The sequence below is a fragment of the Streptomyces sp. PR69 genome, from assembly GCF_026420845.1.
In the GTDB taxonomy this organism is placed as follows: domain Bacteria; phylum Actinomycetota; class Actinomycetes; order Streptomycetales; family Streptomycetaceae; genus Streptomyces.
The window spans coordinates 15628-28754 of record NZ_JAOWCB010000028.1; the positions used below are offsets into that span (position 1 = coordinate 15628).

Here is a 13127-nt window from a genome sequence, read left to right on the forward strand (position 1 = left end):
CGGGCTGGGCCGGGCTATGCCGTTATCGGCCTCTGCACTCTGATCGACTGCAGGAGTCCGATCGCCACCCAGACCGCGAACATCGACGAGCCTCCGTAGGACACGAACGGCAGCGGCAGCCCGGCCACCGGCATGATCCCCAGCGTCATCCCGATGTTCTCGAACGACTGGAACGCGAACCAGGCGATGATCCCGGCGGCGACGATCGTGCCGTACAGCTCGGTGGTCTCGCGGGCGATACGGCAGGCGCGCCACAGCACCACGCCGAGCAGGAACAGGATGAAGCCCGCCCCGACGAAACCGAGCTCCTCGCCGGCCACGGTGAAGACGAAGTCGGTCTGCTGCTCCGGCACGAACTGGCCGGTGGTCTGGGAGCCCTTGAACAGCCCGGTGCCCAGCAGCCCGCCGGAGCCGATGGCGATCCGCGCCTGGTTGGTGTTGTAGCCGACGCCGGACGGGTCGAGTTCGGGGTTGGCGAAGGCGGCGAAGCGGTTGATCTGGTACTCGTCGAGCAGGCCGAGCACGGCGACCAGTACGGCTCCGAAGACGCCCGCGCCCAGCAGGCCGAGGATCCAGCGGTTGGACGCCCCGGAGGCCAGCAGCACCCCGAGGACGATCACGGCCATCACCATTACGGAGCCAAGGTCCGGCATCAGCATCACGATGGCCATCGGGATGGCCGCCACGCCCAGGGACTTGGCGACCACACGGTGGTCGGGGTACAGGTGGTCGCCCGCGTCCACGCGTGCGGCCAGCAGCATCGCCATCCCCAGAATGATGGTGATCTTGACGAACTCCGACGGCTGGAGGGAGAAGCCGCCGCCGATGACGATCCATGCGTGCGCGCCGTTGATCGTCGCGCCCAGGGGGGTGAGGACCAGCAGGACGAGGATGACAGAGATCCCGTACAGCACGGGGACCGCGCCGCGCAGGGTGCGGTGGCCCAGCCAGACGGTGGCGATCATCAGCGCCACGCCGATGCCGGTGTTGAGGGCGTGCCGGAAGAGGAAGTAGTACGGATCTCCCTGGTTGAGCTCCGTGCGATTGCGGGTCGCGGACCAGACCAGCAGGGCGCCGATGAACGACAGCACGAGCGAGGACAGCAGCAGCGGCCAGTCGAGGCGGCGCATCACCGAGTCGCGCGCGGTGATGCGGTGCCACATTCCGGCCCGGTCGGGCCCGTAGCCGGAGACGGAGAAGCTCTTGGCGGCGGGGGGCATCAGGGCTGCCTCCGTCCCGGCGGGCCGGCCAGCAGGTCGTCGCCCGGTTGCTGTTCTCCGGCGTCGGGGTCGGCGTCGGGGGCGTCCGGCCGCTGTTCGCCGCCGTCCGGGTCCTCCGCCTGTTCGCCGTCCTCGGCCTTCCCGGGCTCGTACGGCCTGACCTTCGGGGCGTCGATCGTCCCATCGGGCTGGATCTTGGGCAGAGCCGTCTGGGGCTTGGGCAGCAGGGCCTTGCTCAGGTCCTGGTTGCCTTCCTCGTCGAGCCCGTACATCGCCTCGTAGATATTGCGCACGGCCGGTCCTGACGCACCGGAGCCGGTGCCGCCCTGGGAGATCGTCATCACGATGGTGTAGTCGTCGGTGTAGGTGGCGAACCACGAGGTGGTCTGCTTGCCGTAAACCTGGGCGGTGCCGGTCTTGGCGTGCATCGGGATCTTGTCCTGCGGCCAGCCCTGGAAGCGCCAGGAGGCGGTGCCGCTCTCCACGACGGAGCGGAGCGCATTGTCCAGCTTGCCGATGGTCTTGGCGTCTATCGGCAGCCTGCCGTGGGACTTGGGCTTGATCTCTTTGATGTGCTTGCCGTCGGGGCTGATGACGGCCTTGCCGACGGTGGGGTCGTAGAGGGTGCCGCCGTTGCTGATGGACGAGTAGATGACGGCCATCTGGAGGGGGGTGACGAGGATGTCGCCCTGGCCGATGGCGTAGTTGATGCTGTCGCCCGCCTTCAGCCGGTTGCCTTCGAGGCAGTTCTCATAGGCGATCTTCTCGGCGTAGCTGCCGTCCTTCTTCCCGGTCTTGCACCAGATGTCCTTGTTGGCCTTCCAGAAGTCCTTCTTCCACTGGCGGTCCGGGATGCGGCCGCTGACCTCGTTGGGCAGGTCGATGCCGGTCTTCGCGCCGAGGCCGAAGTCATGGGCGGTCTTGTAGAACCAGTCGCCGGGGTTCTTCTTGGGCTTGTTGCCGCCGTCGCGCTGCCACTCCTTGTGGCCCAGCGCGTAGAAGACGGTGTTGCAGGAGACCTCCAGCGCCCGGCCGAGGCTGATGGGCCCATAGCCGCGGGATTCGAAGTTCCGGAAGACCTGGCCGCCGAGGCTGTAGGAGCTGGAGCAGTTGTAGTTGCCGTCGAAGTCGTAGCCGGCCCGGACGGCGGCGCTCGCGGAGACCACCTTGAAGATGGAGCCGGGGGCCGCCTGGCCCTGGATGGCGCGGTTGAGGAGCGGGTAGTTGGAGCCGTCGCCGGTGAGTTTGGCGTAGTCCTTGCCGGAGATGCCGCCGACCCAGGCATTGGGGTCGTAGGTGGGGTTGGAGGCCATGGCGATGACCCGGCCGGTCTTGGATTCCAGTACCACGACGGCGCCGGAGTCGGCCTCGTACTTACGGCCGGTGACCTTGTCGGTCTCCTTGCGGGCGGCCTTCATCGCCTCGTTCAGCTCGTATTCGGCCACGCGCTGCACATGGGCGTCGATACTGGTGATGACGTTGGAGCCGGGCTGGGCCGGTTCGGCCTGGGTCTGCCCCATGACGCGGCCGAGCTTGTCGACCTCGTACGAGGTCACCCCGGCCTTGCCGCGCAGCTCCTTGTCGTAGGTGCGCTCAAGGCCGGAGCGGCCGACCTGGTCGGAGCGGAGGAAGGGGGAGTCGGTGTCCTTGGCCTTGGCGATCTCCTCGTCGGTGACCGGCGACAGATAGCCGAGGACCTGTGCGGTGTTGGCCTTGCCGGGCGCGGGGTAGCGGCGTACGGCGGTGGGTTCCGCGGTGATGCCGGGGAAGTCCTCGGCGCGTTCGCGGATCTGCAGGGCCTGCTGGGTGGTGGCCTCGTCGGTGACCGGGATGGGCTGGTACGGGGAGCCGTTCCAGCAGGGCTGCGGGGTCTCGTTGTTGCAGAGGCGGACCTTGTCCATGACCTCTTTCGGCGTCATCCCGAGGACTCCGGCCAGCCGGGTGAGGACGGCCTTGCCGTCGTCCTTCATCTTCATCAGCTCGGTGCGGGAGGCCGAGACGACGAGCCGGGTCTCGTTGTCGGCGAGGGGCACGCCGCGGGCGTCGAGGATGGAGCCGCGGACAGCCGGCTGGACGACCCGCTGGACGTGGTTGCTCTTCGCCTCGTCGGTGAATTCGTCGCCATTGCGGATCTGGAGATACCAGAGCCGGCCGCCGAGGGTGAAGAGGAGAGAGAAGACGAGTACCTGGATGATGACGAGCCGGATCTGGACTCGGGGGGTCCGCCCGGTCTCGGGAATATTGCTCACGCTGCCCCCTCGGTCACCTTGGTGTTCGGTGTGTTCGCTCGATCACGGGCGGGTCGGTCTTCTCGATCTGCGCGGCCTGCGCGGCCTGCGCGGCCTGCTCCGTCTGCGTGGTCTGCTCCGTCTGCGCGGTCACAGCCGTCTGATTCCCTTGATGCGCGCGCCGCGGGTGGCTCGGGTGGCGCGCGCGCGGGCCGCCTTGAGGCGCAGTCCTCGCTGGCTGCCGATGCGCAGCCCGGTGCCGGAGGCGGGGAGCCAGCCCTTGGAGACGTCCTGGGCGCCGCCGGTCTGGGACTCGGCGAGCGGGTCGTTGTCCGCGCGCCTGGCGAGGGCCATGATCAGCGGCACGGTGAACGGCGCGAGCAGCAGATCGTAGATCGCGGCGGTGAGCAGCAGGCTCCCCAGACCGACCTGGCGGGCCGCGGTGTCGCCGACGAGCGCGCCCACGCCGGAGTAGAGGAGGGTGGAGCCGATCGCGGCGGCGACGACGGCGGCCATGGGCGCGGCGGCCGACTTGAGCTGGCCGTTCTCGGGGCGCACCAGTCCGGCGAGATATCCGATGACGCACAGCACGAGCGCATAGCGGCCGGCGGCATGGTCGGCGGGCGGGGCCAGATCGGCGAGCAGTCCGGCGCCGAAGCCGATGAACGCGCCCGCCAGATGTCCATAGACGAAGGCGAGTCCGAGGACGGTCAGCAGCAGCAGGTCGGGGACCGCGCCGGGGAGCTGGAGGCGGGCGAGGACCGAGACCTGGATGACGAGGGCGACCACGACGAGGGTCGTGGAGAGCAGCATCCGGTTGAAGCGCATGGCGGATCAGCTCCTACTGCTGCGTGTCGTCGAACTGGCCGTCGCGGCGGCCTTCGAACTGGCCTTCCGCGCCGTCCGGGCTGTCCGGGTCGGCGGTGACGGTGACCGTGACGGTGGGCGTCGGCTTGGGCTTGGCGGGCTTGGGCGGCAGGACCGTGTCCCGCGGGTCGCTGCGCGGCGCCTGGACGACGACGCCGACGATGTCGAGCTTGGTGAAGGCGGCGAATGGGCGGACGTAGATGTTTCGGGTGAGGTCTCCGCCGGAAGGATCGACGCGGACGACCTCACCCACCGGCACCCCGGGCACAAAGGGCTTGCCCGCCTGGGAGCCGAAGGTGACGAGCCGGTCGCCCTTCTTGACCTTGGCCTTGCCGTTGAGCAGCTGGACGGAGAGGGGGCGGTCGCCCTGGCCGGTGGCGAAGCCGAGTTCGTCGGTCTTCTCCATCCGGGTGCCGACGGTGAAGTCCGGGTCGCTGGCGAGCAGCACGGTGGCGGTGTCGGGGCCGACGGTGGTGACCCGTCCGACGAGCCCGTCGCCGTTGAGCACGGTCATATCGCGTTCGACGCCGTCGCGGGAGCCGGCGTCGATGGTGACGGTCCAGGAGAAGCCCTGGGCGGCGCCTATGGCGATGACTTGGGCGCCCTTGATGCCGTACTGGCCGGCTCCGGCCGTCCTGAGGAGCTTGTCGAGCTGCTGCACCCGGCTCTTGGTGCGGTCGTCACTGCCGAGCCTCTGTCTCAGCAGAGTGTTCTCCCGCTCCAGTTCGCTGATGCGGTCGTGCCGCTCGCCGGAGTCCCGTACGGCCCCGATGGCGTTGCCGACGGGATCGACCGCGGCCGCGACGCCCTTCTCTACGGGGCCGAAGACTGCGGCGGCGGCCTGCCGGGCGCCGTCGACGGGTGACTCCTCGCCGCCGCGGATGTCCACCGTGATCAGTGCGAACGCGGTGGCGACCAGCAGAACCAGGAGCAGCCGGCTCTCTCGTGTGTCCCTCACGTGCGGCGGCCGTGCCTTCCTCGTAGGAATATCGGTGTCTCTATGTCAACGATGGGCCGTATGGGTCGGCAGACCCCCATACGGGGGGTCCCCCCGGGTCCTTGAGACCCAGGGGGAACCTTATGCGGCCGTTCGGGGGACGGTCAGCGGCGGGGCTGGGCGTCCAGCACCTGCTGCAGCGCCTCGAACTCCTCGACGCACTTGCCCGAGCCGAGGGCCACGGAGTCGAGCGGGTCTTCGGCGATATGGATGGGCATCCCGGTCTCACGGCGGAGCCGTTCGTCCAGTCCGCGCAGCAGCGCACCGCCGCCGGTGAGGACGATGCCGCGGTCCATGACGTCGCCGGAGAGCTCCGGCGGGCACTTGTCGAGGGTGGTCTTCACGGCGTCGACGATCGCGTTGACCGGTTCCTCGATGGCCTTGCGGACCTCGGCGGCCGAGATGACGACGGTCTTGGGGAGACCGGAGACAAGGTCCCGACCGCGGATCTCGGTGTGTTCGTCCTGGTCCATGTCATAGGCCGAGCCGATGGTGATCTTGATGCTCTCGGCCGTCCTCTCGCCGAGCAGGAGGGAGTACTCCTTCTTGATGTGCTGGATGATCGCGTTGTCCAGCTCATCGCCGGCGACGCGGATGGACTGTGCTGTGACGATTCCGCCGAGCGAGATGACGGCGACTTCCGTGGTGCCGCCGCCGATGTCGACGACCATATTGCCGGTGGCCTCATGGACCGGGAGTCCGGAGCCGATGGCGGCCGCCATCGGCTCCTCGATGATGTGCACCTGTCTGGCGCCCGCCTGCGTCGACGCCTCGATGACCGCGCGGCGCTCGACGCCGGTGATGCCGGAGGGCACACAGACGACGACACGCGGCCGGGCGAGATACCGGCGCTTGTGGATCTTCAGGATGAAGTAGCGGAGCATCCGCTCGGTGATCTCGAAGTCGGCGATGACGCCGTCCTTCAGCGGCCGGACGGCAACAATGTTGCCCGGTGTCCGGCCGATCATCTTCTTCGCCTCGGCGCCGACCGCGAGGATGCCGCCCGTGTTGGTGTTGATGGCGACGACGGACGGCTCGTTGAGGACGATCCCCCGGCCCCTGACGTACACCAGCGTGTTGGCGGTCCCGAGGTCGACAGCCATGTCACGGCCGATGAACGACATGTTGTTCCCCATGAGGATGCGTCTGGCCTTCCCAAATCGAGCGTTGATGGCTTTTTAGGACGGCGAGGTGGCTGCAGTGGTGTGAGGCTTACATCGTAGTGCCGCCTGCACGGACACTGCTCGGTGGTCCACCTCTGTATAGGTGACGAGGTGTCTTGCCGAACCGTTCCCGAAATTGCGTTTCATATGCCAGGGGGCGACCGAATTCCTTCGGTCGCCCCAGGTTCTGAGCGCTGTATGGCTGACGGCTGATCAGGAAAGGCCGGGGAAGAAAATTTTCAGCTCCCGAATGGCGGACTCCTCCGAGTCCGAGGCGTGGATCAGGTTCTCCCGGACGATCGTGCCGAAGTCGCCGCGGATGGAGCCCGGCTCGGCCGCGATCGGGTCGGTCGGCCCGGCGAGCCGGCGCAGGCCCTCGACGACCCGCTCACCCTCGACGACCAGCGCCACAACGGGTCCGGAGGCCATGAACTCCACGAGCGGCTCGTAGAAGGGCTTCCCCTTGTGCTCGCCGTAGTGCAGCTCCAGCGTCCCCTGGTCCAGCTCACGCATCTCCAGCGCGGTGATGGCCCAGCCCGCCTTGGCCTCGATACGCCCGATGATCTCACCGATGAGCCGCCGCCGCACGGCGTCGGGCTTGAGGAGGACGAGGGTGCGCTGGGTCATGGACGGCTCCTAGCAGGCGTGCGGGTGCGGTGTCCTGAGGTTACAGGGGGTGTCGGGCACACCGTGACCGGGGCTCCGCCCCGGACCCCGCCCCCGGGGGCTCCGCCCCCGAACCCCCGCGCCTCAATCGCCGGCGAGGCTGAGTTTCCGGCCCCCGCGCCTCAATCTCGCCCAGCTGCCGCCCCGCAGGCCGTCCCCCGGAGGGGGTCTGGGGGCGGAGCCCCCAGTAGGAAAAAGACCCCGCGGGCTACCGCGGCTCGGGCCGCTGGGACGCCCAGCGGGACTTGGCCGCGTCGATCTCGCGGCCGTAGTGGATCGACGCCCACCACAGCCCCGCGAAGACCGCCCCGAGAAAGAACATCGCGGGGATGACGAAGCCGCTGACGATCAGCGCGATCTGCAGCGCCCAGCCCAGCTGCACCCCACCCGGGCGGGTGATCATGCCGCACAGGAGCAGGGAGAACAGCATCCCGACGCCGCAGACCGTCCACACGGCGGTCATCGTCAGGTCGTCGGACTTCATCGCCACCAGACCGGCGAACCCGATCACAAAGAATTCGCCGATCAGCGTGGATGCACAGAGCGTACGCACTGGATCTCAGCCCTTCCCCAGCAGCAGCCGCGCCTCGCCGACCGTGATCACCGAGCCGGTCACCAGGACGCCCGCGCCGGCGAACTCCGACTCCTCCTCCGCGAGGGTGATCGCCGCCTCCAGCGCGTCGTCGAGCCGCGGCTCGACGACGACCCGCTCATCTCCGAAGACCTCCACCGCGATCGCCGCCAGCGCGTCCGCGTCCATCGCGCGATGGGTGGAGTTCTGTGTGATGACGACCTCCGCGAGGATCGGCTCGAATGCTTCGAGCAGCCCCTTCACATCCTTGTCGCCGCTGGCGCCCACCACGCCGATCAGCCGGGAGAAGCCGAACGACTCCTGGATGCCCGCCGCAGTGGCCCGCGCCCCGGCCGGGTTGTGCGCCGCGTCCAGGACGACGGTCGGGCTGCGGCGGACGACCTCAAGCCGCCCAGGCGAGGCCACCGAGGCGAACGCCCGCCGGATGACGTCCACGTCCAGCGCCCGCGCCTGACCCGCGCCGATGCCGAAGAACGCCTCGACCGCGGCCAGCGCCACCGCCGCGTTGTGCGCCTGGTGGGCCCCGTACAGCGGCAGGAAGATGTCCGTGTACTCCCCGCCGAGCCCGCGCAGCGTCAGCAGCTGTCCGCCGACGGCGACCTCACGGGAGAGCACCCCGAACTCCATGCCCTCGCGGGCGACGGTCGCATCCGCCTCCACTGCCTTCTTCAGCAGCACCTGCGCGGCGTCCACCGGCTGCTGCGCCAGGATGACCGTCGCGCCTTCCTTGATGACGCCCGCCTTCTCACCGGCGATCTCGGCCGGTGTCTCGCCGAGCCGGTCGGTGTGGTCCAGGTCGATCGGCGTGATGACCGCGACCGCCGCGTCGATCACATTCGTGGCGTCCCAGCTGCCGCCCATGCCGACCTCGACGACCGCCGCGTCGACGGGCGCGTCGGCGAAGGCCGCATACGCCATTCCGGTGAGGACCTCGAAGAAGGAGAGCCGGTAGTCCTGGGAGGAGTCGACCATCTCCACATACGGCTTGACGTCGCGGTAGGTCTCGATGAAACGCTCGGCGTCGATCGGCGCGCCGTCCAGGCTGATCCGCTCGGTGATCGACTGGACGTGCGGCGAAGTGTAGCGGCCGGTGCGCAGCTCGAACGCCCCCAGCAGCGCCTCGATCATCCGGGCTGTGGACGTCTTGCCGTTCGTCCCGGTGATGTGGATGGACGGGTACGCGCGCTGGGGCTCGCCCAGCACATCCATCAGGGCCTTGATCCGGGTGACCGAGGGCTCCAGCTTGGTCTCGCCCCAGCGGGTGGCCAGCTCCGCCTCGACCTCGCGCAGCGCCTTGTCCACCTCCAGGTCGGCGGGCCGCGCGGGAACGGGGTCGCCCTGGGGCGGACCGGCCTGTGCGCGCAGGGTGCGACTGCCGGCCTCGATCACCGCCAGGTCGGGGTCACGGTCTGTCTCGGCGTCGACGATCTCGTCGAAGGGGTCCGGCTGCTCACTCACAGGGCCAGTCTACGGAGGACCGCCGACAGCGCCGCCGACAGGACGTTCGCCCTGTCCGTTTCAGGACCTTCGACCCGCCGGAAGCGCGGCGGGCCCGGGCAAACTTGGCGATCATGGACATAGGCATCGACCTCGGCACCGCCAACACCCTGCTCTACGCCCGTGGTCAGGGCATCGTGCTCAATGAACCGTCCGTGGTCGCGATCCGCGCGGGCGAGCGCACGGCACTCGCGGTCGGCACGGAGGCCAAGGAGACCATCGGCCGCACCCCTGGCTCGATCACCGCGATCCGCCCCCTGAAGGACGGAGTGATCAGCGACTACGAGGCCGCCGAGGAGATGATCCGGCACTTCGTCCGCAAGGCGGTGCCCGGCCGCAGGCCGCGCACCCGGATGGTCGTGTGCGTGCCGAGCGGAGTGACCCCGGTGGAGCGCCGCGCCATCGTGCACGCCGCGCAGCGGTCCGGGGCGCGCGCCGTGCACCTGATCGAGGAGCCGATGGCCGCGGCGATCGGCGCGGGCCTGCCGGTGTCCGAGCCGCGCGGCTCGATGGTCGTCGACATCGGCGGCGGCACCACAGAGGTGGCCGTGATCTCGCTGGGCGGCATTGTCACCTCGCAGTCCCTGCGGGTGGGCGGCGACCGGCTGGACACGGCGATCAGCGACTATGTACGCAAGGAGCACGCCCTGCTCATCGGGGAGCGCACGGCGGAGGATGTGAAGGTCGCGATCGGCTCCGCCTGGCCGGCGCCGGGCCGGGAGGAGCGCGAGCCGCGGACGTTCCTGGTGCGAGGGCGGGAGAAGGTCGGCGGGCTGCCCAAGACCCATGAGCTGACGGCGGCGGAGGTGCGGGCGGCGCTGGACGAACCGGTGGAGGCGATCGTCGCGGCGGTCCGCACGACGCTGGAGGAGTGCCCGCCGGAGCTGTCGGGCGACATCATCGAGCACGGCATCGTCCTCACCGGCGGCGGCGCGCTGCTCCCCGGCCTGGATCTGCGGCTGGCCTCGGCGACCGGCATCCCGGTCTTCCCGGCGGAGGCGCCGCTGGACTGTGTGGCGCTCGGCTCGGGCAAGTGCGTGGAAGACTTCGACGGTCTGCACCGACTGCTGCGCGCGGCTTGATTTCTGCCCTCACGCGCCGGACGGGCTGGAAAATCAGCCCGTCCGGCGCGCGTGAGGACGAGGGGCCCGCGCGCTACGCCTGCGGCAGCGCCGCCAGCTGCGCGGTGATGCGCTCGATGTCCTCCTCGGCCTTGGCCAGCCGGGTACGGATCTTGTCGACGACCTGGTCCGGGGCCTTGGCCAGGAAGGCTTCGTTGCCGAGCTTCGCCTGCGCCTGCGCCTTCTCCTTCTCGGCCGCGCCGAGGTCCTTCGTCAGCCGCTTGCGCTCCGCCGGGACGTCGATCGCCCCGGAGAGGTCGAGGGCGACGACCGCACCGGCGACCGGCAGGGTCGCGGTGGCGTGGAAGCCCTCGCCCTCGGGCTGGAGACGCAGCAGCTGCCGGATGGCGGGCTCGTGCGCGGCCAGCTCGGCGCCGGACAGATCCAGGCGGGCCGGGACCTTCTGGCCGGGCTGCAGCCCCTGGTCGGAGCGGAAGCGGCGGACCTCGGTGATCACCTGCTGGAGGTTCTCGATCTCCCGCTCGGCGGCCTGGTCGCGAAAGCCGCTGTCCTTCGGCCAGTCGGCGATGACGACCGACTCCTGCCCGGTGAGCGTGGTCCACAGCGTCTCGGTGACGAAGGGGACGACCGGGTGCAGCAGCCGCAGCATCACGTCCAGGACCTCGCCGAGCACCCGGCCGGAAACCCGGGCCGGCTCGCCGCCCTCGAAGAAGGTGGTCTTGGACAGCTCGACATACCAGTCGAAGACCTCGTCCCAGGCGAAGTGGAACAGGGTCTCGGACAACTTGGCGAACTGGTAGTCCTCGTAGTACGCGTCCACCTCGGCGACGACCGAGTTGAGCCGGGAGAGGATCCACCGGTCGGCAGCGGACATCTGCTCCGGGCCGGGCAGCGGGCCCTCGACGGTCGCGCCGTTCATCAGCGCGAAGCGGGTGGCGTTCCAGATCTTGTTGGCGAAGTTGCGGGAGCCCTGGACCCAGTCCTCGCCGATCGGGACGTCGACGCCCGGGTTGGCGCCGCGGGCGAGGGTGAAGCGCAGCGCGTCGGAGCCGTACTTGTCCATCCAGTCCAGCGGATTGACCGCGTTGCCAAAGGACTTGGACATCTTCTTGCCGAACTGGTCGCGGACCATGCCGTGCAGGGCGATGGTGTGGAACGGCGGGGTGCCGTCCATCGCGTACAGGCCGAACATCATCATCCGGGCGACCCAGAAGAAGAGGATGTCGTAGCCGGTGACCAGGACGGAGTTCGGGTAGAACTTCGCCAGGCTCTCGGTCTGCTCGGGCCAGCCGAGCGTGGAGAACGGCCACAGACCGGAGGAGAACCAGGTGTCCAGGACGTCGGTCTCCTGGGTCCAGCCCTCGCCGGACGGGGGCTCCTCGTCCGGGCCGACGCAGACGACCTCGCCGTCCGGTCCGTACCAGACGGGGACGCGGTGGCCCCACCACAGCTGGCGCGAGATGCACCAGTCGTGGAGGTTGTCGACCCAGTCGAAGTACCGCTTCTCCATCTCCTGCGGATGGATCTTCACCTTGCCGTCGCGGACGGCGTCACCCGCGGCCTGGGCGAGCGGGCCGACCTTGACCCACCACTGCATGGACAGCCGCGGCTCGATGGTGGTCTTGCAGCGGGAGCAGTGGCCGACGGAGTGGGTGTACGGCCGCTTCTCGGCGACGATCCGGCCCTCGGCGCGCAGGGCGCCGACGATGGCGCTCCGCGCCTCCAGCCGGTCAAGGCCCAGGAACGGCCCATGCGCGGTGATGATCGCGTGCTCGTCCATGACGGCGAGGTTCGGCAGGTTATGGCGCTGGCCGATCTCGAAGTCATTCGGATCGTGGGCCGGGGTGACCTTGACGGCGCCGGTGCCGAACTCGGGGTCGACGTGTGCGTCGGCGACGACGGGGATGCGGCGGCCGGTGAGCGGCAGCTCGATCTCCTTGCCGACGAGGTGGCGGTAGCGCTCGTCGTCCGGGTGGACGGCGACGGCCGTGTCGCCGAGCATCGTCTCAGCGCGGGTGGTGGCGACGACGATGGACTCCTCGCCCTCGCCGTACCGGATCGAGACCAGCTCACCGTCGTCGTCCTGGTACTCCACCTCGATGTCCGAGATGGCCGTCAGACAGCGCGGACACCAGTTGATGATCCGCTCGGCGCGGTAGATCAGCTCGTCGTCGTAGAGCTTCTTGAAGATCGTCTGGACGGCCTTGGACAGGCCCTCGTCCATGGTGAAGCGCTCACGCGACCAGGCGACGCCGTCGCCCAGGCGCTTCATCTGCCCGGAGATCTGCCCGCCGGACTCGCCCTTCCACTGCCAGACGCGCTCGATGAACGCCTCCCGGCCGAGGTCATGGCGGGACTTGCCCTCCTTGGCGAGTTCCCGCTCGACGACGTTCTGCGTGGCGATGCCGGCGTGGTCCATGCCGGGCTGCCACAGCGCCTCGAAGCCCTGCATCCGCTTGCGGCGGGTGAGGGCGTCGATCAGCGTGTGCTCGAAGGCATGCCCCAGATGCAGGCTGCCGGTGACGTTCGGCGGCGGGATGACGATGGTGTACGGGGGCTTGTCGCTCTTGGCGTCCGCCTCAAAGTAACCGCGCTCTACCCAGCGCTCGTACAGCTCTCCCTCTACCTCGGCCGGCGCGTACTGGGTCGGCAGTTCGGGGGCGGATGCTGGCGGCTGCTGCGATGAGTTCTCGGTCACGGGCACAGTTTAGAGGTGTCACAGGCTCGTACTGAAACGGGAATGTTCGGTAACGGAGTGGGCCCCGCCGACGCGCGGGGCCGCGGCTTCCGCCAGGATGTTCGCACCACATAAGCA

Annotated in this window: 10 protein-coding genes; 1 reads left to right on the top strand and 9 read right to left on the bottom strand. The window is 69.2% G+C overall.

Annotated features, from left to right (window positions below):
- Positions 1–14: 14 nt before the first annotated feature.
- The 8 genes from rodA to folC form a co-directional block, all read right to left on the bottom strand.
- On the bottom strand, positions 15–1220 hold the full coding sequence (gene rodA / locus OF819_RS22700; protein ID WP_267245459.1) for a rod shape-determining protein RodA: 1206 nt from the start codon (positions 1218–1220) through the stop codon (positions 15–17).
- Positions 1220–3469, bottom strand: a complete 2250-nt coding sequence (gene mrdA / locus OF819_RS22705; RefSeq protein ID WP_267245460.1) for a penicillin-binding protein 2 — start codon at positions 3467–3469, stop codon at positions 1220–1222. The genes rodA and mrdA overlap by 1 nt, the downstream gene beginning before the upstream one ends.
- Before the next feature lie 129 nt (positions 3470–3598).
- Positions 3599–4276: a rod shape-determining protein MreD gene (gene mreD / locus OF819_RS22710; protein WP_267245461.1), complete on the bottom strand. Its 678-nt coding sequence runs from the start codon at positions 4274–4276 to the stop codon at positions 3599–3601.
- Positions 4277–4289: 13 nt separating this feature from the next.
- Positions 4290–5273: a rod shape-determining protein MreC gene (gene mreC, locus OF819_RS22715; RefSeq protein ID WP_267245462.1), complete on the bottom strand. Its 984-nt coding sequence runs from the start codon at positions 5271–5273 to the stop codon at positions 4290–4292.
- Positions 5274–5416: 143 nt separating this feature from the next.
- Positions 5417–6436 (bottom strand): rod shape-determining protein, encoded by a 1020-nt coding sequence (locus tag OF819_RS22720; protein ID WP_240138698.1) that lies wholly within the window; start codon positions 6434–6436, stop codon positions 5417–5419.
- 252 nt (positions 6437–6688) lie between these two features.
- Entirely contained in the window at positions 6689–7102 is a 414-nt protein-coding gene (gene ndk / locus OF819_RS22725) for a nucleoside-diphosphate kinase (protein WP_267245463.1), read from the bottom strand.
- Between the two features lie 247 nt (positions 7103–7349).
- The gene (locus tag OF819_RS22730; protein ID WP_267245464.1) at positions 7350–7694 is read right to left on the bottom strand and encodes a DUF4233 domain-containing protein; all 345 of its coding nucleotides are present in this window, start codon (positions 7692–7694) and stop codon (positions 7350–7352) included.
- Between the two features lie 6 nt (positions 7695–7700).
- Positions 7701–9191: a bifunctional tetrahydrofolate synthase/dihydrofolate synthase gene (gene folC / locus OF819_RS22735; RefSeq protein ID WP_267245465.1), complete on the bottom strand. Its 1491-nt coding sequence runs from the start codon at positions 9189–9191 to the stop codon at positions 7701–7703.
- A gap of 113 nt (positions 9192–9304) precedes the next feature.
- Here folC and OF819_RS22740 point away from each other — a divergent pair, with 113 nt between their 5' ends.
- Positions 9305–10312, top strand: a complete 1008-nt coding sequence (locus OF819_RS22740) for a rod shape-determining protein (protein WP_267245466.1) — start codon at positions 9305–9307, stop codon at positions 10310–10312.
- A gap of 73 nt (positions 10313–10385) precedes the next feature.
- Here the strand turns inward: OF819_RS22740 and OF819_RS22745 are convergent, their stop codons facing one another.
- Positions 10386–13010 (bottom strand): valine--tRNA ligase, encoded by a 2625-nt coding sequence (locus tag OF819_RS22745; protein ID WP_267245467.1) that lies wholly within the window; start codon positions 13008–13010, stop codon positions 10386–10388.
- Positions 13011–13127: the final 117 nt, after the last annotated feature.

Bases quoted from the DNA above. Each gene is read 5' to 3' on its own strand.
- ndk (WP_267245463.1), bottom strand. From the start codon at position 7,102: ATGACCCAGCGCACCCTCGTCCTCCTCAAGCCCGACGCCGTGCGGCGG.
- rodA (WP_267245459.1), bottom strand. From the start codon at position 1,220: ATGCCCCCCGCCGCCAAGAGCTTCTCCGTCTCCGGCTACGGGCCCGAC.
- OF819_RS22740 (WP_267245466.1), top strand. From the start codon at position 9,305: ATGGACATAGGCATCGACCTCGGCACCGCCAACACCCTGCTCTACGCC.
- mreD (WP_267245461.1), bottom strand. From the start codon at position 4,276: ATGCGCTTCAACCGGATGCTGCTCTCCACGACCCTCGTCGTGGTCGCC.
- OF819_RS22720 (WP_240138698.1), bottom strand. From the start codon at position 6,436: ATGTCGTTCATCGGCCGTGACATGGCTGTCGACCTCGGGACCGCCAAC.